The organism is Micromonospora zhanjiangensis, from assembly GCF_042650605.1.
Lineage (GTDB): Bacteria > Actinomycetota > Actinomycetes > Mycobacteriales > Micromonosporaceae > Micromonospora_J > Micromonospora_J zhanjiangensis.
Window position 1 is genome coordinate 94936 of the sequence record NZ_JBHSBN010000009.1, and the last position, 24528, is coordinate 119463.

General features: G+C 72.8%; 19 protein-coding genes, 1 tRNA gene, 1 other RNA gene and 1 riboswitch. Of the genes, 9 read left to right on the forward strand and 12 right to left on the reverse strand.

What is annotated here, in order from left to right; all coding sequences use genetic code 11:
• Positions 1–5 precede the first annotated feature (5 nt).
• From ACFOX0_RS15620 to ACFOX0_RS15630, 3 genes are all read left to right on the forward strand, one after another.
• Positions 6–608, forward strand: a complete 603-nt coding sequence (locus ACFOX0_RS15620) for a CGNR zinc finger domain-containing protein (RefSeq protein ID WP_377546143.1) — start codon at positions 6–8, stop codon at positions 606–608.
• Between the two features lie 5 nt (positions 609–613).
• Positions 614–1009, forward strand: a complete 396-nt coding sequence (locus ACFOX0_RS15625) for an SRPBCC family protein (protein WP_377546145.1) — start codon at positions 614–616, stop codon at positions 1007–1009.
• A gap of 98 nt (positions 1010–1107) precedes the next feature.
• Positions 1108–2631: an HNH endonuclease signature motif containing protein gene (locus tag ACFOX0_RS15630; protein WP_377546147.1), complete on the forward strand. Its 1524-nt coding sequence runs from the start codon at positions 1108–1110 to the stop codon at positions 2629–2631.
• A gap of 195 nt (positions 2632–2826) precedes the next feature.
• On the opposite strand, the gene ACFOX0_RS15635 is transcribed toward ACFOX0_RS15630, so the two are convergent.
• Positions 2827–3045, reverse strand: coding sequence for a helix-turn-helix transcriptional regulator (locus ACFOX0_RS15635; protein ID WP_377546149.1), 219 nt, complete (start codon positions 3043–3045; stop codon positions 2827–2829).
• 208 nt (positions 3046–3253) lie between these two features.
• Here ACFOX0_RS15635 and ACFOX0_RS15640 point away from each other — a divergent pair, with 208 nt between their 5' ends.
• The gene (locus ACFOX0_RS15640) at positions 3254–3736 is read left to right on the forward strand and encodes a hypothetical protein (RefSeq protein ID WP_377546151.1); all 483 of its coding nucleotides are present in this window, start codon (positions 3254–3256) and stop codon (positions 3734–3736) included.
• A gap of 258 nt (positions 3737–3994) precedes the next feature.
• On the forward strand, positions 3995–4378 hold the full coding sequence (locus ACFOX0_RS15645) for a VOC family protein (RefSeq protein WP_377546153.1): 384 nt from the start codon (positions 3995–3997) through the stop codon (positions 4376–4378).
• A 353-nt stretch (positions 4379–4731) separates the two neighbouring features.
• On the opposite strand, the gene ACFOX0_RS15650 is transcribed toward ACFOX0_RS15645, so the two are convergent.
• The 3 genes from ACFOX0_RS15650 to ACFOX0_RS15660 are packed head-to-tail and all read right to left on the reverse strand — an operon-like array spanning position 4732 to position 13151.
• The gene (locus ACFOX0_RS15650) at positions 4732–8718 is read right to left on the reverse strand and encodes a ThuA domain-containing protein (RefSeq protein ID WP_377546155.1); all 3987 of its coding nucleotides are present in this window, start codon (positions 8716–8718) and stop codon (positions 4732–4734) included.
• Positions 8719–8742: 24 nt separating this feature from the next.
• Complete coding sequence (locus ACFOX0_RS15655) at positions 8743–9975, reverse strand: multicopper oxidase domain-containing protein (RefSeq protein ID WP_377546157.1); 1233 nt, start codon at positions 9973–9975, stop codon at positions 8743–8745.
• Positions 9976–9992: 17 nt separating this feature from the next.
• Positions 9993–13151, reverse strand: a complete 3159-nt coding sequence (locus ACFOX0_RS15660; protein WP_377546159.1) for an OmpL47-type beta-barrel domain-containing protein — start codon at positions 13149–13151, stop codon at positions 9993–9995.
• 324 nt (positions 13152–13475) lie between these two features.
• Between ACFOX0_RS15660 and ACFOX0_RS15665 the strand changes: the two genes are divergently transcribed.
• Positions 13476–14006 carry a 3-keto-5-aminohexanoate cleavage protein gene (locus tag ACFOX0_RS15665; RefSeq protein ID WP_377546161.1) on the forward strand — a complete coding sequence of 177 codons (531 nt, stop codon included), beginning with the start codon at positions 13476–13478 and terminating at the stop codon, positions 14004–14006.
• Here the strand turns inward: ACFOX0_RS15665 and ACFOX0_RS34365 are convergent.
• Entirely contained in the window at positions 13951–16059 is a 2109-nt protein-coding gene (locus ACFOX0_RS34365) for a hypothetical protein (protein WP_449288859.1), read from the reverse strand. The two genes, ACFOX0_RS15665 and ACFOX0_RS34365, sit on opposite strands and share 56 nt — an antisense overlap.
• 231 nt (positions 16060–16290) lie before the next feature.
• A complete protein-coding gene (locus ACFOX0_RS15675) occupies positions 16291–17202 on the reverse strand; it encodes a Vgb family protein (protein WP_377546163.1) in 912 nt (303 codons plus the stop codon).
• A gap of 146 nt (positions 17203–17348) precedes the next feature.
• On the opposite strand from ACFOX0_RS15675, the gene ACFOX0_RS15680 reads away from it, so the two are divergent.
• Entirely contained in the window at positions 17349–17885 is a 537-nt protein-coding gene (locus ACFOX0_RS15680; protein WP_377546355.1) for a TetR/AcrR family transcriptional regulator, read from the forward strand.
• A gap of 245 nt (positions 17886–18130) precedes the next feature.
• Here the strand turns inward: ACFOX0_RS15680 and ACFOX0_RS15685 are convergent.
• A tRNA-Ala gene (locus ACFOX0_RS15685) sits at positions 18131–18203 on the reverse strand.
• Positions 18204–18313: 110 nt separating this feature from the next.
• Positions 18314–18910, reverse strand: coding sequence for a YqgE/AlgH family protein (locus ACFOX0_RS15690; RefSeq protein WP_377546165.1), 597 nt, complete (start codon positions 18908–18910; stop codon positions 18314–18316).
• A gap of 220 nt (positions 18911–19130) precedes the next feature.
• Between ACFOX0_RS15690 and ACFOX0_RS15695 the strand changes: the two genes are divergently transcribed.
• Both ACFOX0_RS15695 and mdlC read left to right on the forward strand, forming a co-directional pair.
• Positions 19131–19934: an S-methyl-5'-thioadenosine phosphorylase gene (locus tag ACFOX0_RS15695; RefSeq protein ID WP_377546167.1), complete on the forward strand. Its 804-nt coding sequence runs from the start codon at positions 19131–19133 to the stop codon at positions 19932–19934.
• Between the two features lie 149 nt (positions 19935–20083).
• Entirely contained in the window at positions 20084–21682 is a 1599-nt protein-coding gene (gene mdlC / locus ACFOX0_RS15700; RefSeq protein ID WP_377546169.1) for a benzoylformate decarboxylase, read from the forward strand.
• A 47-nt stretch (positions 21683–21729) separates the two neighbouring features.
• Here the strand turns inward: mdlC and ACFOX0_RS15705 are convergent, their stop codons facing one another.
• The 4 genes from ACFOX0_RS15705 to smpB all read right to left on the reverse strand — a co-directional run bounded on the left by ACFOX0_RS15705 (position 21730) and on the right by smpB (position 24489).
• Positions 21730–22209 (reverse strand): hypothetical protein, encoded by a 480-nt coding sequence (locus tag ACFOX0_RS15705; RefSeq protein WP_377546171.1) that lies wholly within the window; start codon positions 22207–22209, stop codon positions 21730–21732.
• A gap of 268 nt (positions 22210–22477) precedes the next feature.
• The gene (locus ACFOX0_RS15710) at positions 22478–23224 is read right to left on the reverse strand and encodes a GNAT family N-acetyltransferase (protein ID WP_377546173.1); all 747 of its coding nucleotides are present in this window, start codon (positions 23222–23224) and stop codon (positions 22478–22480) included.
• An 8-nt stretch (positions 23225–23232) separates the two neighbouring features.
• A riboswitch (SAM riboswitch) is annotated at positions 23233–23349 on the reverse strand.
• A 153-nt stretch (positions 23350–23502) separates the two neighbouring features.
• Positions 23503–23878: a transfer-messenger RNA gene (gene ssrA / locus ACFOX0_RS15715) on the reverse strand.
• Between the two features lie 134 nt (positions 23879–24012).
• Complete coding sequence (gene smpB, locus ACFOX0_RS15720) at positions 24013–24489, reverse strand: SsrA-binding protein SmpB (RefSeq protein WP_377546175.1); 477 nt, start codon at positions 24487–24489, stop codon at positions 24013–24015.
• Positions 24490–24528: the final 39 nt, after the last annotated feature.

A 24528-nucleotide genomic window follows, 5' to 3' on the forward strand; every position in this document is an offset into this window, starting at 1 on the left:
GTTACGTGGACTCCCTCGCAACCAAGGGACTGACGCTGCGCTCCCATACCGGCGTCGCCTACCAGTTCGACCCGGGTGCGTTGTGCCTGGAGTTGCTGGTCACCGGCGGCCCTGGCCCCTACCGTCGGTACGAGGTCCTGCACGAGCCTGCCGACTTGACCGCCTGGGTGGACCGGTCGCGGCTGGCTCCCACGCCGGCCCTGAAGGTCTCCGCGGCCGAGGTGACGGACGCGCGACGACTGCGTGATGCGCTGTTTCGAGTGGTCACCGCCCGCACGCGTGGCGAGCAGGACCCGCCCGACGACCTGGAGATCCTCAACAAGGCGGCCCGCCATCCCGCCCTGGCGCCCGCCATCACACCGGACGGGCAGCGCCAGTGGGCCGCAACCCACAGCGGCACACACCTGCTGGCCACCGTCGCCCGGGACGCCATCGAGTTGCTGACCGGCCCCTTCGCCCACCGCGTCCGCACCTGCGCCGCCGACGACTGCCACCTCATCTACGTCGATACCTCACGCCCTGGTCGCCGCCGTTGGTGCTCGATGGAGCACTGCGGCAACCGTCACAAGGTCAGGGCGTTACGCGCCCGCCACCACGAGGAAGGATGACCGCCGTGCCTACAGGACTCACCAAGGACGCCGGCTGGCAGATCGGCGTGTCCCGCACGCTGCCCCACCCCCTGGCCGTCGTCTGGGACTTCATCAGCAGCCCGGACGGGCTCGCCCTCTGGCTCGGCCCCGACGCAGTCCTGACTCCCGAACGCGGCGCCCGCTACCAGACGGCGGCGGGAGTCGTGGGCGAAGTGCGCGGCTACCGCCCAGCAGATCGCATCCGCGTCACCCACGGAACCACCACGATGCAGGTCGCCCTGACTCCCGCCGCCGGCGGGACCCGGACGATACTGCGCTTCCACCAAGAGCACCTGGCGAGCGCCGAAGAACGCGAACAGCAACGAACCCACTGGCAGAGCATCATCGACCAGGTCGCTGCCGCCCTCGACCAGCAGTGACAGCGGCCTGCGACAGCGACCCGAAATCTCCCCGCCGGGGTCGTGCGCGGCCGCCGCCACGCAGGAAAATTGTCGTACGCACGTTCTAATCTGGACGGGTGTTCGCGGCGTTGGCGGAGTTGGACGAGGGGCTCGATGCCCACTCGGACAGGCCGCTGTGGGCGCTGCCCGAAGCGGACCTGCTCGCCGCCCTGGACGCCGCACACGTCCGGGAGCAACGGGCGGTCGCCGCCAAGCTCGCCCTGGTGCGGGAGGTCGACGGTCGGGGCCTGGCCGCGCGGTACGGCTGCACCTCCACCGCCGTGCTGCTGCGCGAGCGGCTGCGCCTGCCGGTGCAGGCCGGCCGCCGGCTGGTGACCACAGCATCGCTACTGGACCGGGCCCCGGAGCCGGTGCGGGCGGCCCTCGACGCCGGGGCGATCACAGTGGAGCAGGCGCTGGTCATCGCCGAGACGATCGCCGACCTGCCGACCGACGGTGGCGGTGACCCTGATGCCCTGCGCCATGAGGACAGCGATCGCACCCACCCGGGAGCAGAGGCCGACGACCGGGCCGGCGCCGCAGCGGACGATCGAGGCGGCACGGTCGGCGCCGGGGCGTACCCGGATCGGGTGGACAGCGGCCCGACCGGCGCGGGTGTGGGTCCGGGCCTTGGTGACCGTGGTGGGATCGGCGCCACCTGCGGCGACGCCGGTCCGGCGGCCGGGACGGGCGGCGTCGGTGGCCGGGACGTGGCTGCGGATCCCGGACCGGCCGAGGTCGCGCGGCGGGCCACCGACCTGCTGCTCGGGTGGGCCGGCCAGTTCGACTCGGGCGCGCTGCGCAAGCTCGGCACGCGGGTGCTCGCCCATGTCGCCCCGCACCTGGCCGAGGCGGCCGAGGAGCGCGCGCTACGCCGGGCCGAGCGCCGCCAGCACGACCGGCGGGACCTCACCTGGTCCACCCGCTCGGACGGGTCGACCTGGCTCACCGGCCGGCTCGACGCGGAGACGGCCGCCCTGCTGCACGCCGCCGTCGACCCGCTGTGCAGGCCACACGGTCTCGGCGACGACCGCGGCCCCGGCCAGCGCCGGCACGACGCGCTGGCCGAGGTCTGCCGGTTGACCCTGGCCACCGGACGGCTCCCCGACAACGGCGGCGACCGGCCGCAGGTCGTCGTCACCACCCGGTACGACACGCTCAGCGGGCAACTGACCGCCGGCACCCTCGACACCGGCGCGCCGGTGGGCCCGGCGACGGTGCGCCGGCTGGCCTGCGACGCCAGGCTGCTGCCCGCCGTGCTCGGCGGCGCCGGCCAGGTCCTCGACGTGGGCCGGCAACGGCGACTCATCGACGGACCGCTCCGGCGGGCCCTGGTGCTGCGCGACCGGGGTTGCGCCTTTCCCGGCTGCGACCGGCCCGCCCGGTGGTGCGACGCGCACCACATCAGGTCGTGGTCCCGAGGCGGGGACACCGCGCTGCACAACGCCGTACTGCTCTGCCGGTTCCACCACCGGACCGTGCACCACACCGACTGGCAGGTCCGCCTCGCCGCCGACGGCCACCCCGAGTTCCTGCCGCCACCCTGGCTCGACCCGGCCCGGACCCCACGCCGCAATCCCCGCCCTCACCTGCGCATCTGATCCGGGCTTGACCGGCCGAAGCGGCGGAGTCCGGCCACCCACATCACCCGGACGTCTCATCCGGCTCGACGGGCCGGGTTCGGCGGAGTACGCCCCACCGCCCGCACATATGATCCGGACCCGGCGGCAGCATGACGCCGTAACCGACCCGTCCGACTCCGCTCAGGGCCGCCTTGTCTCCAGTCGGCGGTCCGGTCAGGGTTCGTCGTTCGACTCCTGGTCGTTCTTCCATGGCTGGTGTTCAGCGATCCACCGCTCCACATCCTCCGCCAGCCAGATGGCACCACCGGCCAGTCGCTCATAAGGCTCCGGGAAATCCGGGCGTGCCACGAGCTGGAGCACCCGGGTGCGCGAGACGCCAAGACGCTCCCTGAGTTCCTGGGCGCCGTACAACCTCTTCCGCCGGCCAGCCATGGAGCCGACGCTAGGCGGTGCACTAAGGGCATATGTGCCAGTTGACATATAGCGCAGACTGACGGACCTGGGCAGTTAGCATATGTGTCAGGCACGGTATCGGAGGCGTTCGTCGCCGCGGCAACGGTGGCGGACGCGTACAGGGAAGCGGTCCGGTTACGTGACAACGGCTCCGTGGCCGGACCTGCCCGTTCGTGGAAGGTGACCCATGGCTACGTCTCGGCGGTCCTCGGCATCATCCGATCCGGCTCGCGACGGTTGCACCGAGCGGTGTTGCCGGCGGCGGCTGGAACTGCGGCCCGGGGACGTCTTCCGGCTCGACCGACGGGCGTCGGTGCAGTTCGGCGGGGAGCGCGAGCTGCTGTTCCGGTTGACCTCGGTCAGCCACAAGTCGGGCTGTCACGGCTGGGTCTGGCTCACCGGCTACGAACTCGGCCCGACCGGCGAGGCGCTGGCCAGGCGGGAGGTCTTCGTCCAGCTCGCCGGCCTCCAGCCCGCCCGGCTGCCGGTCTCCAACGCGCGGCCCGGCCGGGCCGGAGAGCAGGCCCGCGGTGCGCACGGCGGTTCCGCCGCTCAAGACCGGCCGCCCAACGCGCGGCCCGGTCGGGCCGGAGAGCAGGCCCGCGGCGCGCACGGCGACTCCGTGGCCCACGCCCGGGCGTCCAACGAGCGGCCCGGCCGGTACGCCTGACCCGCCCACGCCCGGGCGTCCAACGAGCGGCCCGGCCGGTACGCCTGACCCGCCCACGACCGCAGGACACGCCGGCTCGTGGGCGCGCCCGGGTCCACCGCGCCCCCGCAACAGCACCAGTACGGCGGCGGTCACCGCCAGTGGGCCGGCCGCCGCGACGATCCGGGGGGAATCCCGGCGCCGGCCGCGCCACCGGGGCGCTGTCGATGTCGTACGGCCGCACTACGGTCGCGGGGAAACGTCGACCGAGGAGGGAACGTGACCGCCAGCCGTCCACGCCTGGAGTTGCACTCCGCCGTACTCGACGCGCCGGACGCCCGCGAGCTGGCCGCCTTCTACCGGCGGTTGCTCGGTTGGGAGACCCGGCAGGACGAGCCGGACTGGGTGACGTTGCGCGCCCCCGGCGGTGGGGCGGGCCTGTCGTTCCAGACCGAGTCGGCGTACGTGCGACCGGTCTGGCCGGCCGGGCCGGGTGATCCGCAGATGTCGGTCCACCTGGACATCGCGGTGGACGACCTGGCGGTGGCCGGGGCGCACGCGGAGGCCGCCGGGGCGACGCTCGCCGGGTTCCAGCCGCAGGACGACGTCCGGGTCTACCTCGACCCGGCCGGTCACCCGTTCTGCCTCTTCCTTGCGGAGTGATCCCACGAGCGGAGTGATCCCACGAGCCGGTCAGGAGCCGCCGACCGCGTCGTAGGCGCGCCGGCTGTAGAACAGGTCCGCTTCCGCCCGTGCCCCGCCGGTCGATGCCGATGCTACGGACCCGGCCCGGCCGGCAGGCCGAAACGGAGGCAATCGGCAGGCCCGACCACGGGCCGGGGTGCTGATGCCGGGACGCCCAAGGCCGCCAGCGGGGACCCGGCGGCTCCTCGTCAGACGGGCGGGCCGCGCAGCCGGTGACCTCGGGCCCGGCCGCGCTGCCGGGGCCCGAGGTCACGACATGGCCGGCGGAGAGGGGTCCGGCCGTGCGCGGCCGGACCCCTCCCGCCGCCGGGTCAGAGTTCGCGGACCCGGATGTTGCGGAACTCGATCGCGTCGGTGTCGCTGTGGTTCTGCAACCCGAGGTACCCGCTGAGGAACTGGCGCAGGTCGGTCGGCGGGTCACCGTCCCGGGAGGACTTCTTGCCGGGCGTGTTGTCGAACTCGTTGATCACCACGCCGTTCCGGCTGATCGTGTAGTGCTGGCCGAGCACCTTGATCTCGTAGTCGTTCCACTGGTTCTTCGGGGTGATCCGGGCGTCGGCCAGGCCGCGCGGCGAGAAGTTGTAGACCGAGCCGGTCTTCTGCGGCTCGCCGGTCTCGCCGTCGTAGAGCTGGATCTCGTGGCCGCAGTAGATCGCCACCCAGGCCTGCGAGGTGCGGGCCGAGCCGACCGTGCCGCAACTGCCCGCCGGTCGCTGCGCCAGCGGCGTACGCGGATCGGGGAACCGGACGAGCAGCCCGCTGTTGGCCCGGGCGTCGCCCGGCGCGACGTCGCGGAACTGCACCCGGACCGAGAAGTCGGCGTACGCCTGGCCGGCGTACCAGAGCATGCCCAGGCCGCCGGCCGAGCGGATCGACCCGTCCGGGCGTAGCCCGAACGACCCGCCCGGTGCCTGCCGCCAGCCGGCCAACGAGTACGCCGAGCCGTCGAAGACGGTCCCGTACCCGGTGGTGGCGCCGATCGGTGACTGGGCGCCGGCCCGGCGCAGGGCGTTCGCCTCCCGGTTGTCGACCACGTGAGCCGCGGTCAACTCGGTGAGCACGGTCTCCAGGTGGTCGACGAAGGCGCCCCGGTTCGGCCAGGTGCTCTCGTCGTCGATCAGGTCGTTGACCGTGCAGCCGCCACCGGCCGGGTGGTTGGCGATCTGCGTGTCGGTGTCCAGCAGCCACACCGTCGGTCGGGCGTCCGGCGCGGTGCAGCCCGCGGTGACCGGGACCGCGGAGGTGGCCGTCGACCCGTCGGCGTAGGTGACCTTCAGGCTGGCGGTGAAGGTGCCGTACCGCTTGTAGGTGTGCCGCGGGTGCGGCGCGGTCGAGACCTTGCTGCCGTCGCCGAAGTCCCACTCCCAGGCCACCCCGCCGACCCGGGCGCTGGAGAAGGCGACGGTGCGCGGCTCGGTCGGCGCGACCGAGCGGGCGGTGGCCAGGCCGGGGTTCGGCGTGGCGGCCCCGCCGGTGTACGTGATCCGGATCAGTTTCTGGTTGTTGTGCAGGCTGAAGAAGCCGCCCGCGTAGTCCAGCATGTACAGCGCCCCGTCCGGGCCGAACTTGGCGTCCATCCAGGACTGCAGTTGGTTTGCGCCGCCGCCGGGCTGGATGATGGCGCGCAGGTCCTCGGCGAAGGCCGGCGCGCCGGCGTACGGCACCGCCTCCGGGTCGACGGTGACGGCGATCCGGTTGTTGCTGCTGGACTGGTCGCCGATGAACCACTTGTTGTCCCAGTACGCCGGCCAGGCCACGCCGCTGTTGACGTCGACCTTGGACCGCTGGTACGTCGGTCCGTCCATCACCGCCTGGCTACCGCCGGACAGGTACGGCTGGGTGTAGGTGGCCTCCTCGACCTTGTAGCTGGGGATCCCGTCGGCGCGCTTGGGGTAGACCGGGCCCCCGCCCTGCGGCGAGTACCAGATCATGTTGTCCCGCACCGGTGGCAGGTTCACCAGGCCGGTGTTGCGCGGCGACTCGTTCTTCGGGTTGTCGCAGTCGTACCAGCCGGTCAGCTTCGTCGCGTCGGTGTTGCTGCGGTCTCGGTACGGCTGCCGGTTGCCCATGCAGTACGGCCAGCCGTGGTTGCCGGCCGAGGTGATGATGGTGGCCGTCTCGTACTTCGCCGGGCCGAGTTCCGGGTTCGGGCCGCCGGCGTCCGGGCCGACCCAGGCGGCGGTGAGCCAGTGGTTGACCGGGTCCCAGGCGATCCGGGAGATGTTTCGGACGCCCATCACGTAGATCTCCGGCCGGGTCTTGCCACCGCCCTGCTCCTGGCCGGTGAACAGGTTGCCGTCCGGGACCGTGTACGTGCCGTCCGCCTCCGGGTGGATCCGGATGATCTTGCCGTTGAGGTCGTTGGTGTTGCCGGCGGTACGCCGGGCGTCCTGGAACGAGACGCCCTTGTAGTCCTGCGTCCAGTTGTTGCCGGAGTAGCCGTCCGACCCGCCGGACGAGTTGCTGTCACCCGCGCCGATGTAGAGGTTGCCGGACTCGTCGAAGGTCATCCCGCCGCCGGCGTGGCAGCAGCTGTGGATCTGGGTGTCCCAGTGCAGCAGGTCCTTGCGGGTGGCCTGGTCGAGCGTGCCCTTCGCGGCGTCGTAGGTGAACCGGGAGACCGTCCGCTGGCCGATCCGCCGGTCCCGGTCGATCGACTCGTGCGGCATCCAGTAGACGTAGATCCAGCCGTTCTGCGCGAACTTCGGGTCGAGGGTGATGCCGACCAGGCCCTCCTCGTTCTTCACCAGTTCGTCGCCGCTGCCCCGGTTGCCCATCACCTTGAGCGTGGTGAGCAGCTTGACCTGCTTGGTCTTCGGGTCCCAGCGGTGGATGGTGCCGCAGCCCAGGCCCACGTTCGGGTCGTTCCAGCTGGCCACCGGACCGGTCGGGCAGGCGGCCTTGCCGATGTAGAAGACCGTGCCGTCCGGCGCGATGGTCAGGCCGTGCGGCTCGCCGATCTGGTCGAGCTGACCGGGTTGGTTGGTTGCGGTCAACCGCTCGATTTTGTAGTTCGCGGCGATGGTCGCCTGGCAGTCGCCGCGGACCGTGCCGCTGGTCCACTGGATCGCGCCGAGCAGGTGGCCGAGGAACCGGGTGTCGCTGGTGTAGCTCGCCTCGGTGCGGCCCATGCCGGTGTAGAAGGACCGGCCGCCGTCGTAGTCCCGGCACCAGGAGACCGGGTGGAAGGCGCCGTTGCCGCTCAGTCCGGCCTGGTACGTGTTCTCCTGCACCTGCGCGACCGTGTGCACCTTGCCGATCGGGTTCGGGTCCCAGTTGATCCACTGGTCGGACCGCTTCCAGGTCAGCGGCAGGCCCTTGGTGGCCGGGTGCTGCCGGTCGGTGACGCTGACCACCGCCTCCTGCGCCGTGGTGTCCGGCGGCGGCGCGGCGTCGGCGCCGATCAGCCAGAGCTCGGCGAGCTGGATCAGCGGCTCGCCGCTGTTGGCGGTGATGTTCAACCGGTAGTACTGGTAGGCGGTGCCGTTGTCGAAGGCGAACTGACGGGTCTGGAACCGCTGCGGGAACACCTCGCCGGTGCGGGTGTCCAGGTCGGTCCAGCTCTGCCCGTCGGCGGAACCCTGCAGCTTCCAGTCCTTCGGGTCCCGGCCGGGGTAGTCGTTGGCCGAGGTGAGGGCGTACCGGTTGACCACCTTTGGCGCGGCGAGCTTGGCCACCGCCCAGCCGGTGGTGGACCGGACCAGCCACTTGGTCCGGGTGGACCCGTCGACCAGCTTCGCCTCGGTCTCGTCGGGCGGGTTGTTGCCGCTCGCGGTGACCGACGCGACCTTCTCGGCGTTCGGCAGGCTCGGCGCGGGCCGGCTGCCGATCAGGCCGGTGAACCACTCCGAGTCCGGTTGCAGCCGGGCCGCGTCGTGCACGCCGACGAACCCGCCGCCGCCCTTGACGTACGCCTGCAGCGCCGCCTCCTGCGCGTCGTCGAGGACGACGCCGTTGGCGGACAGGAAGACCACGCTGCGGTAGCGGAACAGCTTGTCGGCGGTGAGCACGGCCGGGTCGCTGGAGGCGGTGACGCCGAAGCCGTGTTCCGCGCCGAGCTTGCGGATCGCGGTGACGGCGCGGGCGACCGGGTCGTCCTGCCGGTCCGCCGGGCCGTGGAACACCAGCACGTTTACCGCGTTGGCGCCCCAGGTGGGTGGTGCCGGTGGGATGGCGGCCGCGGCGGGGGTGGCCGCGGGGCCGGTGGCCAGGCCGAGCAGCAGCACGACGGCCGAGGCCAGTGCTACCGCCCGACGGCGGGTGGTGGCGGCGCGACCGCGCCGCGAATGGTGGGCCATTGCTCCTCCTTCTCGCGAGACGGGTCAGCTGTGGTGGTTCGCGTGCCCGGCGGCGGGCGCCGGTGCGGCGTTCGCGCCGGTGCCGGTGGACGCGGCCTTCGCGCCGGTCGGGGCCGCGGCCGGGTGCGGCGGCATGGTGCCGTCCGGGTTCAGGACGTGGAACATCGTCGACATGCCCAGGTCGGAGTGGAACTGCATGTGGCAGTGCAGCATCCAGTGCCCGGGACCGACCGAGTCGCCGGCCAGCACCGTGACGCCGAAGGTGTCGCCGGGGCCGAGGGTCTTGTTGTCGATGACCGGGACCGAGTCGACCAGGGCCCGGTTGGTGCCGTCGACCACGCCGGTGCGGCTGTCCGCCCACGAGTGGCCGTGCAGGTGGAAGGTGTGCATGTCGTCGCCCAGGCCGATCGCCACGAACTCGACCCGCTCACCGAGCCTGGCGACCAGGCAGGTCGGCCCGGGGACCGGGTTCTGCTCGTCGCAGGTGTCGGCCTCGCTGCTGCGTCGCAGGTTGATGGTCTGCCGGTCGCCGAAGGCGGTCACGTAGGTACGGTCCGGTCGCGGGTCGCCCTGCCGGCGGACGATCAGCGCGCCGAACAGCCCCGAGGCGATCCCCTTGGTGCCGTGCGGCCCGCCGACCAGGTGGTCGTGGTACCACCAGTAGCCCGCCGTACCCTGCGACCCGGTGGCCGGGTTGCGGGGCTTGGCGAACCAGACGTACGTCCGAGACTGGCCCGGCGCGACGTACGAGTTGCTGTGCAGGGTGCCGTCGGACTGCTGGGTGTACTTGACCCCGTGGGTGTGCAGGGACACCGCGACGGGATGGTTGGGATCGGTGCGCAGCGCCTCCAGGGTGGCCGCCGGCACCTGGTTGTGCAGGGTGATCGCCAGGCACTCCCCCTCGATCATCTCGATCGTCGGCCCCGGGTAGGCGGCCGTCTGCGGGGTCAGGCCGTAGCCGAGCCGGACCTGTTTGGTGATCGGGTCCTTCGGCAGCTCGACGGCGTACAACTGGATCCGGCGGTCGGGGGTGACGCAGCCGTCGGGGCGGTCGGCCGCCGCGATCGCCGGGCCGGCGTCGGCCGGCTCCGGCGCGGGCGCGGCGGCCGCCGCCGGACCGGGCGCGCCGACCGTGCGCAGCACGCCCACGCCGACGAGCGTCACCAGCAGGACCGCGGCGGCCAGCAGCCGGGGTCCGACGACCGATCCGGTACGGGCGGTCCCGTCCGGTCCGGTCCGGGTGCTCTCGGTGTCCACTGTGGTCTCCTCTCCGGTCACGGGGTCAGCGGTGCGACGCGGACGTTGCGGAAGCTGACGATGTCGGCGGCGCTGTGGTTCTGCAGGCCCAGGTAGCCGACCGCGTTCTGCCGCCCGTCCGTGCCGGGGTCGTCGGAGCGGGGCGGGTCGAACACGCCGCCCGGGGCGTTGCTGAACTGGTTGATCAGTTCGCCGTTGCGGAACACCGAGTAGTGCTGCCCGACCACGCGGATCTCGTAGTCGTTCCAGGTGCCCTTCGGGGTGACCCGGGCGCCGTCGAGGTCGACCCGGTCGAAGCCGTACACCGAACCGGTCTTGTACGCGTCACCGGTGGGGCTGTCGAAGATCTGCACCTCGTGCCCGTACTTGACCGCCACCCACTCGGGCCGGGGCTCCTGCGGGTGCTGGTGCACCTGCGGGAAGCGGACCAGGACCCCGCTGTTGGCCCGGCCGTCGCCCGGCGCGTCGTCGCGCCACTGCAGCTTGACCGAGAAGTCGCCGTACGTGCGGACCGGGAACCAGAGCATCCCCAGGCCGTCGACCGGTTTGCTGGTGATCGAGCCGTCGGCGTTGCGCCGGAACCCGCCCGGACCGACCTGCTCCCACAGGTTGAACGAGGCGACCGTACGGTCCAGCAGCGGTTGGTAGCCCTGCTGGGCGTCGGCCTTGCCGACCCCGGACTCCCGGGCGGTACGCACCAGCGTGTTGCGCTCCTTGAGCTGGAGCTGGCCGCGCTGGTGCAGCCGGTCGGCGATGGCCTCGACGTGCTCGACGAAGCTGGCGTGGTCGGGCCAGACCGCCTCGTCCCGGATCAGGTCGTTGATCGTGCAGCCGCCCTCGGCCGGCCGGTTGGCCACCCCGCTGTTCAGCGTGCCGATCCAGACCGTCGGCCGGTCGTCGGCCAGCCGGCAGCTCGGCGGTGGTGGTCCGGCCGCCACGACGGTGAACGCGGCGGAGGCGGTGCCGGAGGTGTTGCCCGCCCGGTCGGTGGCCCGGTAGCTGACCGTGTGCGAGCCGACGGTGTTGACGGTGACCGGGCCGGTGTAGACGACGTACCCGCGCCCGTCGAGGGCGTACTCGACGCGGTAGACGCCGGAGCCGCCGGTGTTGTCCGCCGCGGTGAGCGTCACGGTCGCGCTGCCGACGTACGCCCAGCTGCCGTTCTGCTGGCCGGTGAGGGCGGCGGTGACCGTCGGCGCGGTGGTGTCCGGGTCCGCCGGCGCGACCACGGTGAAGGTGACCGTCTTCGGCGTCGAGGTGTTGCCGGCCCGGTCGGTGGCCCGGTACGCCACCGTGTGCGCGCCGGGCTGGTTCACCGTGATCGGGGCGGTGTACGCCGCGTAGGCCGCGCCGTCCAGGGCGTACTCGACCGTGGCGACCCCGGAGCCGCAGGTGTTGTCGGTGGCGGTGACGGTCACCGTGGCCGCGCCGACGTAGGCGCCGGCGCCGTCCCGCTGGCCGGTGACCGTGGCGGTGGCGGTCGGCGCCGTGTCGTCCGGGTCGGGCGTGGCGACCACGGTGAACGTCACGGACTGCGCGGCGGAGGTGTTGCCGGCCCGGTCGGTGGCCCGGTACCGGACGGTGTGCTGGCCCGGCTGGTTGACGGTGATCGGGGCGGTGTACGCGGCGTAGGCCGCGCCGTCCACGGCGTACTCGACCTTGTCGACGCCGGAGCCCGCGTCGGTGGCGGTGAGCGTCACCGTGGCGGCACCCACGTACCCGCCGCTGCCGTCCCGGTCACCGGTGACCGCGGCCGTCACCGTGGGCGCCGTGGTGTCCGGATCGGTGCCGGCGACCACCTGGAAGGTGACCGTCTTCGGCGTCGAGGTGTTGCCGGCCCGGTCGGTGGCCCGGTACGCCACCGTGTGCGCACCGGGCTGGTTCACCGTGATCGGGGCGGTGTACGCCGCGTAGGCCGCGCCGTCCAGGGCGTACTCGACCCGGTCGACCCCGGAGCCGCCGGTGTTGTCGGAGGCGGTGAGGGTCACCGTGGCGCTGCCCAGGTAGGCGCCGCTGTCGTTCGTCGTGCCGGTGACCGCGGCGGTCACGGTGGGCGCCGTGGTGTCCGGGTCGGGCGCGGCCACGACCTGGAAGGCGACCTGCTGCGGGTTCGACGTGTTGCCGGCCCGGTCGGTGGCCCGGTACGCCACCGTGTGCGCGCCGGGCTGGTTCACCGTGATCGGGGCGGTGTACGCCGCGTAGGCCGCGCCGTCCAGGGCGTACTCGACCTTGTCGACGCCGGAGCCCGCGTCGGTGGCGGTGAGCGTCACGGTGGCGGTGCCCACGTACCCGCCGCTGCCGTCCCGGTCACCGGTGACCGCGGCCGTCACCGTGGGCGCCGTGGTGTCCGGATCGGTGCCGGCGACCACCGTGAACGACACGGACTTCACCGCGGAGGTGTTGCCGGCCCGGTCGGTCGCCCGGTACTGGACGGTGTGCCGGCCCGGCTGGTTGACCGTGACCGGGGCCGAGTAGGTGCCGTACGTGCCGCCGTCCAGGGCGTACTCGATCCGGTTGACGCCGGAGCCGGCGTCGGTGGCGGTGACCGTCACCGTGGCGGCCCCGAGGTACTCACCACCGGCGTTCCGCTCGCCGCTGACCTGCGCGTCGACCTCGGGTGCGGTGGTGTCGTCGGCGCCGCCGGTGACCACCAGCAGGCCGGTCATCTGACCGTGGCCGGGCATGGCGCAGAAATACCGGTACGTGCCCGGGGTGAGCACCACGTCCACGCTGTGCCGGCCCTGGTTGGCGTCGAACGGGTCGGCGAGGATGTTGACGGCGACGTCGTCGTTGTAGTCGGGATTGCCGGTGTCGAAGGTGAGCGTGTGCTGCATCCCGCTGGTGTTGCCGGTGGCGGCGCTGTTCTCGAAGACGATTGTCGTCGCGCCGGCGACCGCGGTGGTGGGCGCCGAGGTGTACTCCGTGGTGCTGTTGCCGGCCGTCCAGGTGAGCACCTGGGCCTGCAGTTGCTTCGACGGGGTGGCCGCTCTCGGCTCGGCGGCGACGGGGCGGCCGCCGGCCAGGCCCACCGCCGCGACGATGCTGGTCAGCGCGACCGCCAGCGCCGCGAACGCGGCGGTGGGTCGGCTGAAGCCGCGGCCGGCGTGGCTGGTGAGCAGCCACCGTCCGCGTCGGTGAGTTCGTGCTGGCGTACGACGCGCAGGGAGAATGGGCATGTCGGGCTAACCTCCGCGGAATCGGCGCAGGGCGTTCGACGGTGCGCCGTGGGAACTCCGCACGGACCGGCGGAGGGCACGGCGAGGCAGACCGCACCGATCCCGTCGCGCCGGGTTCGGTGTGTCGTGGTTCGGGGGTACGTGGTGCCGTGGGGGTTGGGGGTACGTGCGACCTTAATCGCCTTTCAACAACGTGTCTACATCTTTCGATTGACCCCCGGGAACTTTTATCGAACACGACGAAAGTCGTCGAGCGATGGTAGGAATCGACGAGGGCCCCGACCCCGGGGCGGGAGCCGGTCCGGTGCGAAGGAGAGAGCGACCATGCCGACCCTCAAGGCGTGTCTGAACGGCGACCGGGACGCGGCCGCGCATCCCGGCGTACCGGTCACCCCGCAGCGGCTGGCCGAGGACGCGGCGGCGGTCCGGGCGGCCGGCGCCGACGCCGTACACCTGCACCCGCGGGACCGGGCCGGCGCGGAGAGCCTGGCCTGGCCGGACGTCGCCGCAGCGGTGGCCGCGGTCCGGGCCGGCTGCCCGGGGCTGCCGGTCGGCGTGTCGACCCGTCAGGAGATCGTCCCCGACCTGCCGGACCGGCTGCGGTTGCTGGCCCGCTGGTCCGGACCGCCGATCGGGCCGGACTTCGCCAGCGTCAACTGGCACGAACCGGGCGCGACCGAGGTCGCGGCCCTGCTCGCCGAGCGGGGCATCGGCGTCGAGGCCGGGCTGTTCACCCCCGACGCGGCGGACGGTGCCCGGCGCCGCCACGCGGACCGGGGCGCCGGGCCGCCGGCGGTGGTCAGCGGGGCTGATCCAGGCGGTAGACGAGCGCCCCGTCGATCTCCTCGCGGGTGATGCCGAGGCCGTCCACCGGCCGGGCCGGGACGCCCTCCCAGGCCGTGCCGGCGAGCCGGTCCGGGAAGACGACCACCGTGCGGATGCCGGTCTCCCGGAGGAACGCGACGCTGGCCGGGTCGGGGAAGGACACCGTCGTGTCCCGGATCCGCTGCTGACCGGTCGGGACGAAGGCGGCCAGGCCGTTGGCGACCTTGGGGTACCCGTCGGTGGACCACAACATGACGTGCAACTCGAACAGGCCGTCGCTGGGCAGGACCAGCATCGGCCCGGTCGCCGCCCGGAACGCCGCCGGTGCCGTCGGGACGACGGGATGTGGCGTCTGGTTGACCCCTTCGAGCAGCACCAGCAGCAGCGGAATCAGCAGGAGGACCCGCGCCACCGGGCCGGGACCGCCCCGTTCGGGACCGCCCCGCCCGGGACCGCCGACCGGCTCCGGGATGGCGGCCCGGCCCGCCGGTTGTGACTCGCCCATCGGGACGGCCAGCCGCAGTTTGGCCGCCGGGACGGCCGACCGCAGCGCGGCGCCGTCGGGAACGGCCGGCCGCAGGCCGGTCACCGGGACCGCCGGGCTCTCGGCGCCGAGCGGGGCCCGCGCCGTCGGGATGGTCGCCGCCCCGGAGGACCCGCCCGGCGGTACGGTCGCCGCGGCATCCGGGCCCGCCGCGACGGTGGCCGGGCCGTGGGCCTCACCCGGCGAGGCCGCCCTGACGGTGTCCGTGCGGCCGGCGTCACCCGCCGGGTCCGCCGCGCCGCCGGCGCCGGCCGGCGGGGATCCGGGACCCGTGGCGGGCGTGCGGAACTGCGCCGCGAGCTCGGTGACCGCGCCCGCCGCGAGGACCGCGAGCAGCAGGCTGGTCCACACCATCAACCGACCGGGGGTACGCAGCGCGTCCCAGCCGGGCAGCAGCCGGGACAGCGTCAGGTAGCCCGGGTCGCCGTCGCCCAGGTTGGCGCCCAGACCGAGCGCGACGGTGGCCAGCACCCCGAGCCCGAGGGCGACCCGGTGCCGGACCGGGAAGACCGAGACGACCAGGCCCATCACGGCCAGGCCGATCAGCGTGACGCCGGGCAGCAGGGCCATCTCCGGCGGCCAGGTCAGTTTGGCGCGGGCCCCGGCGAACCACTCGCCCCACAGCCACGAGTCGGCCGGCGCGACGAAGAAACCCCGCAGCGGCGGCGAGAACATCTTCGTCCAGCTCAGGTCGCGCTTCGCCTGCGGGTTCAGGTCGACCACGCGCAGGAAGACCGTGCCGAGCCAGACGCACACCCCGGCGAAGAACACGCCCCCGCACAGGTCCGCCACCAGCAGCCGGCGGCCGAACGCCGGCCACCGGCCGGTCCGCACCCGGGACCAGGCGAACCGGGCGGCCACCACCAGCCCGGCGCCCAGCAGGAAGTAGACCAGCGGCAGGCCGATGCCGAAACCGAGGCTCACCTGCCAGGCGGCGACCAGCCAGCCGGCCACCACCCAACCGGGCCGGTGCCGTTCGGGTCGGTGGCCGTACCGCAGGGACCAGCCGTGGCCGCGCGCCAGCATCGCCAGGCAGAGCGCGATCCCCCCGACGGACAGGATGTTCAGGTGGCCGCTGTGCGCCAGCCGCCACGGCGCGAACGCCCAGGCGACGCCGGCCACCGCGCCCGCCGTCCGGCCCGCCCCCAACTGCCGCACCAGGGCGTACGCGCCGACGAAGGCGAGCGCGTGGAGCAGGACGTACAGCAGGTTGTAGCGGAAGATCGCCGCCGGGACGCCGTCGCCGAACAGGCCCGCGACGGCGTAGCCGAGCAGGGTGTCGCTGTAGGCGTAGGTGTACGTCTCGGGGAAGAAGGTGTTCGAGTGCCAGATCTGCAGCGGCGAGGTGAGCAGGGCGTGGCCCGCCCAAGCGACCTGCCACGCCTGCAGCGTCGGGTCGCCCAGGTCACCGGGGATCGTGGTCCACGGGTGTCGCAGCGTCGGCCAGGTGAGCACCACGGCCGCCAGCAGGCCGCCGAGTACGGCCAGGGACCACTCGTGCCGCAGCACCCGCCACGCCACCTGGCCGCCCGCCGCCAGCCGATCACCGGGGGAACTCGCGCGCTGCTCGGATTCCACGTGCACTCCTGTCGACGGGCCGGAAGTCCGCCCGGCACGGTCGTGTCTGGGTGGCTGGACATCGACGGCCAGGCCACGTCGGATCACGATGCCACGACCTACCCCCGGTGTGGGGGCACGGCCGCGGACCGCGCGGCGGCCCGCCGGCGGGCACGCCACGGTCATGATATTCAGTTGTTCGACCCCCATCAATCACCCTGTCCGATCGACACGCCCATGACCTGCTGCGACACGGGCGAGGACGCCGACCTCCAGGGCCGTCCACAGCGCACCGTCCGGGCCGGCCGTGATGCCGTGCGGCTCGCAGCGCGGCCTCGGCAGGTCGTGCACCTCGATGATCCCGTCGGGGGCGACCGAGCCGACCCGGTTGCCGCCCCACTCGGTGAACCAGAGCGCGCCGTCGGGGCCGGCGGTGATCGCGTGCGGCCGGGCCGCACGGTCGGGCAGCGGAAACTCGGTGATCACACCGTCCGGAGTGATCCGGCCGACCTGACCGGCGGCGATCTCGACGAACCACAGTGCACCGTCGGGTCCCGCGGTGATGCCCACCGGGGCGGCCCCCGCCGTCGGCAGCGGGTGGAGGCCGACCGCGCCGGCCGGGTCGATCCGGCCGATCGCGTTGGCCTGGTTCAGCGTGAACCACAGCGCCTCGTCGGGTCCCGCGACGATCACCGAGGGGTACCCGCCGGTGGTCGGGAGCGGGAACTCGTCGACCCGGCCGTCGGTGCCGATCCGGCCGATCCGGTCGGCGGTGGACTCGGTGAACCAGAGCGCGCCGTCCGGCCCGGTGGCGAGGCCGAACGGTCCGCTGCCGGCGTTCGGCAGCGGGAAGCCGGTGACGACACCGTCGGTGGTGATCCGGCCGATCCGGTCGGCCGCGGTCTCGGTGAACCAGAGCGCGCCGTCCGGCCCGGCCACGATGATCGTCGGTTGGCCGGCCGGGTCGACCGGGTGGCTGACGGGCTCCTCGCCGGGGACCAGCCGGCCGATCCGGCCACTGTGGACGAGGGTGAACCACAGCGCGCCGTCCGGACCGGTGGTGAGGGCGTACGGGCCGTCGTCCGGGCCGGCGACGACGTACTCCCGGATGGAAACGGTTGTCAACCCGAGCCACCTCCTTAAAGCGACGTTAGTAGCGATAGCATCGTGGCGTGGTGCCACCGCGATCAGCAAACGATTTTCCCGCCGAGCCGGGCGACACCAACCCGGTCCGGCGACCGGGTGGGCGCAGCGCCCGGGTCCGCCGCCGGGTGCTCGACGCGGTCGGGGCGCAACTGGTCGAGCACGGCTACGACGGCCTGAGCGTGGACGCCGTGGCGGAGCGCTCGGGCGTGCACCGGACCACCGTGTACCGGCGTTGGCGGGACGTCGGCGGGCTGCTGGTCGACGTCCTGGCCGAGGCCACCGGCGACGACTGGCGCGCGCCGGACACCGGCACGCTCGCCGGCGACCTGGTCGCGGTCAACCGCGAGGTGCACGCCGCGCTCACCGGGGACCCGCCGGTCACCCTGGCGCTGATCGCCGCGTCGTTCCGGTCGCGGCCGGCGGCGGACGCGCTCCGGACGTTCTGGGCCGACCGGTACGACCGCTGCGCCGTCATTGTGCGCCGCGCGGTTGACCGGGGTGAGCTGCCGGCCCGTACCGACGCCCGCCGGCTGCTGGTCGCCGTCACCGCGCCGCTCTACCACGAGCTGGTGCTGCTGCGGTCGGACGCCGGTCCGGAACTCGCCGAGCGGGCGGCCCTGGACGCGGTCGCCGCGGCCCGCGCGGGCGCCTTCCTGGAATGAAGAACCGACACGTCGGGGGGAGCAGGTCCGCGTTCGCCTCATCGCCATCTCCGACCCGGACCGGCCGGTCACCCGGCCGTCAAGACCCGCTACCGACGCAGCACCGTAGTCGCGGAGGCAGACGCCGAGGGCCCGGACGCAGCCGTACCGTATGGACCATCCGGCCCGGAACGGAACCTGACGCACGACAACGCCCTGGACTCGCGATTACCGCGACCAGGGCGTTCAGTCGTGCTCGACACGGGTGGAGCCGAGGGGACTCGAACCCCTGACCCCCACACTGCCAGTGTGGTGCGCTACCAGCTGCGCCACGGCCCCCTGCCGCACCCGGAAGCTTCCCGGGCACTCGCGAAATAATACACACGCCCGCCGGACCGGTCACGCGGGGAGGGGGGTGGCGCCGCCCGGGCCGGGCACCCGCCACGGGGTCAGTTCAGCGCCACGTCCGGCGGGAAGTGGGCGACCGCGGCCAGCATGCCGCCCTGCCGGCGCAGCACCATCGGCCAGAGATCGTCCGGCCGGTCGACGAACGCGTCGCCCGGCAGCGCGTCGAAGACGAACCAGGACCCGGCGGCGATCTCGTCCTCGACCTGTCCCGGTGACCAGCCCGAGTAGCCGGCGAAGACCCGGATGCCGGTGATGCTGTCCCGCAGCCGGTCCGGATCGACCGACAGGTCGACGGTGCCGACCGAGCCGGAGACCGGGTGGAAGCCCTTCACCCGGCGGCCCGGTGTCTTCATCCGGGCGAGGCAGATCGCCGACTCGGGCTGCACCGGGCCGCCCTCGAACAGCACCGCCGGGTCCCGGGCCAGGCCGCCCCAGTCGCCGAGCACGTCGGCCACCGGGACCTCGGTGGCACGGTTGAGCACCACCCCGAGCGCACCGCTGGCCTCGTGGGCGACCAGCAACACCACCGTACGGTCGAAGTTGGGGTCTTTCAGGGCCGGGGTCGCGACCAGCAACTGTCCGGTCATCGACTCCATCGAGCGCCCCCCGATCGCCTGCCCCTCTCCGTGTACCGACATGCCGCTACCCGTCCGCCGATGCGCGGAACCCGTGGCCGGACGCGCCGAACCGGGACCTCCCCGGTCCGGTCGGGTCACCCCGGTCGATCGTCGCCGTGCGCGCAGTCAACGCCATGCACCGCACGATAGCCTGCGGGCCAGTGCCTGGATAAGGTCTGAGGGCCAGTGCGAACCCGACGTCGCGGGACGGCCCGCTCAGCACTCATGGAAAGGTGGCCCGGTGCAGCCACAAGCGGACCTCGCCATCATCGGCGGCTCGGGACTCTACGCCTTAATGGACGGTCTCACCGGGCACAAAATCGACACCCCGTACGGCGAGCCGTCCGACCAGATCATGATCACCGAACTGGGCGGGCGGCGGGTGGCGTTCCTGCCCCGGCACGGCCGGGACCACCGGCACCCGCCGCACCTGATCCCGTACCGGGCGAACCTGTGGGCGCTGCGGTCGATCGGGGTCCGGCAGATCCTCGCCCCGTGTGCCGTCGGCGGGCTGCGTCCGGAGCACGGCCCCGGCTCGTTCGTGGTGCCGGACCAACTGGTCGACCGCACCAGCGGCCGGACGCAGACCTTCTACGACCGGGGTGCGGTGCACGTGCCGTTCGCCGACCCGTACTGTCCGGCCGGGCGCGACACGGTGCTGCGGACGGCGCGGAAGCAGGGCATCGCCGCGCACGACGGCGGGACGATGGTGGTCGTCGAGGGCCCCCGCTTCTCCACCCGGGCCGAATCCCGCTGGTACGCCGACCTCGGCGGGACGGTGATCAACATGACCGGCCACCCGGAGGCGGTGCTGGCCCGCGAGCTCGCCCTCTGTTACACGGCGGTGGCCCTGGTGACCGACTACGACGCGGGCGTCGAGACGGGCCACGGGGTGGTGCAGGAGGACGTCTTCCGGGTCTTCGCGGAGAACATCGCGACCCTGCGGGACCTGCTGCTGCGCACCGTGGCGGCGTTGCCGCAGGAGCGGTCCTGCGCCTGTCCGCGGAGCCTGGACGGCATCGTCCTGCCGATCGACCTGCCCTGACGCCGCCGGCCGGCCGGCTCGACGGACCGGTCGGCCCCGGTAGCGCACCACCCTACCGGGCAATTTGTCCAGTATGCGGGTTTTGACGCCCCCGCGACGGATAGATTCCCCCTGACGGGACAGGTGCGAGGCGACCGGGGAGGCTCGGCATGGCCACGGTTCGCGACGTCACCCTGGATCTGCTCCGCGAGCTGGGCATGACCACCGTGTTCGGCAATCCCGGCTCGACGGAGGAGCCGTTCCTGAGCGGGTTTCCCGACGATTTCACCTACGTGCACGCGCTGCAGGAGGCCTCCGCGGTGGCGATGGCCGACGGCTACGCCCAGGCCACCGGCCGGCCGGCCCATGTGAACCTGCACACCGCGCCCGGCGTGGGCAACGGGATGGGCAACCTGGTTACCGCGTGGCACAACCGGACGCCGCTGGTCGTCACCGCCGGCCAGCAGACCCGCGCCATGCTGCTGCTCGAACCCCGGCTCACCAACCGGCAGCCGACCGAACTGGCCCGGCCGTACGTGAAATGGAGCTACGAACCGGTCCGGGCGCGGGACGTCCCGGCGGCGCTGATGCGCGGGTACGCGAGCGCGGTGCAGCCGCCGGCCGGCCCGGTGCTGCTCTCGGTGCCGCTGGACGACTGGCAGCAGCCGGCCGATCCACCCCCGGCGGTACGCGTGGTCAGTCACCGGGTCGCGCCCGAGCCGGACCGGCTGCGCCAGTTCGCCGACGTGCTGGCCGGCAGCCGCAACCCCGTACTGGTGGTCGGTGCGGCGGTGGACCGCGCCGGCGGGTGGCCGGCGGCTGTGGCCCTGGCCGAGCGGCTGCGGGCGCCGGTCTGGTCGGCGCCCTCCCCCGAGCGGGCCGGCTTCCCGGGCGACCACCCGCAGTTCCAGGGGACGCTGCCGTTCGCCGCCGGGCCGCTGGCCGAGCGGCTGGCCGGGCACGACACCGTGCTGGTCGTCGGCGCGCCGGTGTTCCGGTACTACCCGCACGTCGCCGGCCCGCACCTGCCGGCCGGCAGCCGGCTGCTGCACGTCACCGACGATCCGGAGGAGGCGGCGCAGGCGGCGGTGGGCGACAGCGTCCTCGGCGACCCCGCGCTCGCCTGCGCGGCCCTGGCCGAGCTGCTGCCCACCGCGGACCGACCGCTGCCGCCACCCGTGCCCGCGCCGCCGGTGCCGGATGCCGGGGTGCCGCTGTCACCGAAGGCGCTGTTCGCCGCCCTGGCCCGGGAGTGGCCGCCGGACGGCGTACTGGTCGCGGAGACGCCGTCCAATGTCGGCCTGCTGCGTCGGTACCTGCCGGCCCGCCGGCCGGCGTCGTTCTTCACCGGGGCCAGCGGCGGCCTCGGCTTCGGCCTGCCGGCCGCCGTCGGGATCGCCCTCGGCGAGCGGCACACCGGCCGCTGCCGGCCGGTGCTGGCGGTCATCGGGGACGGCTCGTTCCACTACAGCGTGCAGGCCCTCTGGACGGCGGCGCGGCACCGGCTGCCGGTGGTGTTCGTGGTGCCGATGAACGGGCAGTACGCGATCCTCAAGGCGTTCGCCCGGCACGAAGGGACGCCCGGGGTGCCCGGTCTGGACCTGCCCGGGCTGGACATCCTGGCCATCGCCCAGGGGTACGGCTGCGCCGCCGCCGTCGCCGACTCGACCGACGCGGTGACCGAGGCGGTCCGTACCGGCCTGGCGCGGACCTCCGGGCCGACGGTGCTAGCGGTGCCGATCACCCCGGAGGCGCCGGACATCCTGTGACCAACCCGACCGACCCAACCCGACCGACCCGACCCGGTCAGGTCAGGTCAGGTCTCGCCGCCCAGGTCGAGTTCGTACGCATGGTGGATCAGGTCCGCGCCGCGTTGCCGGTGCCGGGCCAGCGCCCGCAGCAGGTCGACCGACCGGTTCCGCAGCTCGTCGACCCCGGTTTCGGGCAGTTCCGTACGGCGGCGGAGCGCGCCGATGGTCGCCGCCACGGCACCGTGCTCGCGGACCAGCGCCCGGGTCGAGTGGGCCAGCCACGGTGCGCGGTCGAGCAACTCGGCGTAGAGGCCGTCGGCCCCCTCGGTGGCGCGTACGTGCTCGGCGAAGCTGCCCTGCAGGGTGCACAGCCGGACGGCCAGCCCGTGCCGCCACGCCGGGTCGCCGGCCGGCGCCGCGAGGGTCTGCTCGATCCCCCGGATGGCCGGCAGCAGGCCGGCCCGGAGGCGGCGGGAGGCCGGGAGCGACCGGTCGTCCGCAGCGGTGGGGATCGTGGCCGGTTGTCGTGCAGCGCCTGTCACCATGGCACACCTCCGGGGTTCGCGCCTGTCGCCCTGTGCCGATCGTGGGCCGGGCCCGGCCCGGGGTCCAGACCCGCGGGCCAGCTCATCTGGCTCATTGGCCACGCCAGCCGCATCAGTAACAAACCGGACAGCGATTCGGAACCGCGAGCCGGTCGGCGGGAGCGACACGGGTCGGCGGGTGGGACCGGGGAAACCGTCGCGGGCCGGATCGAGAAAACGGCGAAGCGCCCCGGTCGGTGGACCGGGGCGCTTCGCGAACGGCACTCCGTCAACGTGATGGGCGACGACCGCGGGGCTCGTCACTACCGACCGTCTCGGCCTGCGCACGCTCGTGCCGATGTGCGGCTGGGTCTCTTCTTTCGGCCAATCGTCTGGTCTTCGATTCAGCGGTTCTTGCCGTCGATACCCGCGTCTGCAGCAAGGCTCTGCAAGCCTCCCACTCCGACTCGACAATCGAGTACATGGCTGAGTCTCGCAACAGCCCTTCTTCCCCCGGCGCCCAAGACCGCGACCAGCTCCGCAAGACACCCTCGAATCGGGCACCCGTGCGCTCGATCGCATTGCGGGAGATCTCATTACGCGCGTCAGTCTTGAGGTCGACGCGGGCCACCGCCCACGCCTCGAACGCGTTGGTGAAAAGCAGTAGCTTCGCTTCCGCGTTCAGCCCGGTGCCCTGTGCCGATGCCGCCAGCCAGGTGAAGCCCACCTCGACTGCGTAGAGCGCATCGCGGCCAGGCCAACACCGGGGGTCCCAGTAAGCAGTCGCGCCGACTGCACGTCCACTCGCCTTCGCCACCTGCGCATAGGGCAACAGCGTCCCGGCAGCCGCCCGGGTCAGCTGCGCGTCGATGTAGGCACCCACCTCGGCTGCCGCTGGAACCCAGGTGAACCGGTACGAACTCCGGTCCTCTTCTGCTGCCGCAGACAGGTCCGCGGCGTGCCGATGATCCAGCGGCTCCAGTCGGACGAGGTCGCCTTCGAGGACAGGAGCGGTCAGAGAATTCGGGAATGGCATAGCCCTCCGTTCGCGGCTTGCTCGGTGCACCATGCAACGGGCCGGGTCATCACCCGGGGCACCCCACCCACGAGACGGAGGGTTGCCGGCCAGCAAGCCGGGGCTTCGCACTGGCACTCATGACCTGGAATGACCTTACCAAGCGACCGGACGGACCGCGATCCCGCTCAGCCGAGGGAACCCCAGAAACACCCGTACGGCAGCATCCCGGAAGACGCTACCGTACGGTCTGTATGTAACAGGCCCCAGAAAGTCCGAAGACGCTCCGTATGCCTGATTTGTGGAGGTGCCGGGAATCGAACCCGGGTCCTTCGCCGCCTTGTCAGGGCTTCTCCGAGCGCAGCTCGCTGTGCCTCTACTCGGCCCCTCCGATCACGCGAGCGAGTCGGTGTGACGGGCCCAGTCGCTGATTGATCTCGCCGCACGGACCCCGCGACCGGGTCCGATTGGCCAGCCCTCTAGCTGATGCCGGCTAACTGGGTCGAAGGCACTCCCAGGCCGACAGACTTGCTACTCGCCTCAGGCGGCGAGAGCGAAGTCAGCGCGATTGTTCTTGGCGCTTATTGGTTTCCGACGACCGATTTTCGAGACGACGTCGGCTTCCTCGGCTCGCTTCCCCTGCCGCAACGCACAAAGTCGAAACCAGTCACCCCCTGGACACGGCCGCCGGTGCGGCGACCACCCCAAGCCTAACGCCTCGGCCGGCAGACTTCATCCCGGATATCCCGTCGCCCGCGAACGGGACGAACGTGACGATCGTCTCGGCCGGGCCGATCGGAGCGAACCGGTTACTCCATGCCCTTGCCGCGCCGGCCGGCCGCCCGGCGGATCTCCTTGTCCGCGTCCCGCTTGGCGAGGTCCTGCCGCTTGTCGTACGACTTCTTGCCGCGGGCCAGGCCGAGCTCGACCTTGGCCCAACCGTCGTTGAAGTAGACCGACAGCGGCACCAGGGTCAGGCCGCTCTCCTTGAGCTTGCCGAGCAGCCGGTCGATTTCCAGCCGGTTGAGCAGCAGCTTGCGGGTACGTCGGGGCTCGTGGTTGGTCCAGGTGCCCTGGACGTACTCCGGGATGTGCATCCCGTGCAGGAACAGCTCACCGCCGCGTTCCTGGGCGAACGCGTCGACCAGCGAGGCCCGGCCGGCGCGCAGCGACTTGACCTCGGTGCCGGTGAGCGCCATGCCGGCCTCGTAGGTGTCGAGGATGGCGTAGTCGTGGCGCGCCTTGCGGTTGGAGGCGACGACCTTACGCCCCTTCTCCCGTGGCATCCGGCGCCACACCCCTCTCCTGCGTCGTGGAACAGCCGG

Excerpts from the sequence above, each read along its gene's own strand:
- ACFOX0_RS15635 (WP_377546149.1), bottom strand. The coding sequence starts at position 3,045 with ATGGCTGGCCGGCGGAAGAGGTTGTACGGCGCCCAGGAACTCAGGGAG.
- ACFOX0_RS15640 (WP_377546151.1), top strand. The coding sequence starts at position 3,254 with ATGGCTACGTCTCGGCGGTCCTCGGCATCATCCGATCCGGCTCGCGAC.
- ACFOX0_RS15650 (WP_377546155.1), bottom strand. The coding sequence starts at position 8,718 with ATGGCCCACCATTCGCGGCGCGGTCGCGCCGCCACCACCCGCCGTCGG.
- ACFOX0_RS15660 (WP_377546159.1), bottom strand. The coding sequence starts at position 13,151 with ATGCCCATTCTCCCTGCGCGTCGTACGCCAGCACGAACTCACCGACGC.
- ACFOX0_RS15665 (WP_377546161.1), top strand. The coding sequence starts at position 13,476 with ATGCCGACCCTCAAGGCGTGTCTGAACGGCGACCGGGACGCGGCCGCG.
- ACFOX0_RS15690 (WP_377546165.1), bottom strand. The coding sequence starts at position 18,910 with ATGTCGGTACACGGAGAGGGGCAGGCGATCGGGGGGCGCTCGATGGAG.
- mdlC (WP_377546169.1), top strand. The coding sequence starts at position 20,084 with ATGGCCACGGTTCGCGACGTCACCCTGGATCTGCTCCGCGAGCTGGGC.
- ACFOX0_RS15705 (WP_377546171.1), bottom strand. The coding sequence starts at position 22,209 with ATGGTGACAGGCGCTGCACGACAACCGGCCACGATCCCCACCGCTGCG.
- ACFOX0_RS15710 (WP_377546173.1), bottom strand. The coding sequence starts at position 23,224 with ATGCCATTCCCGAATTCTCTGACCGCTCCTGTCCTCGAAGGCGACCTC.
- smpB (WP_377546175.1), bottom strand. The coding sequence starts at position 24,489 with ATGCCACGGGAGAAGGGGCGTAAGGTCGTCGCCTCCAACCGCAAGGCG.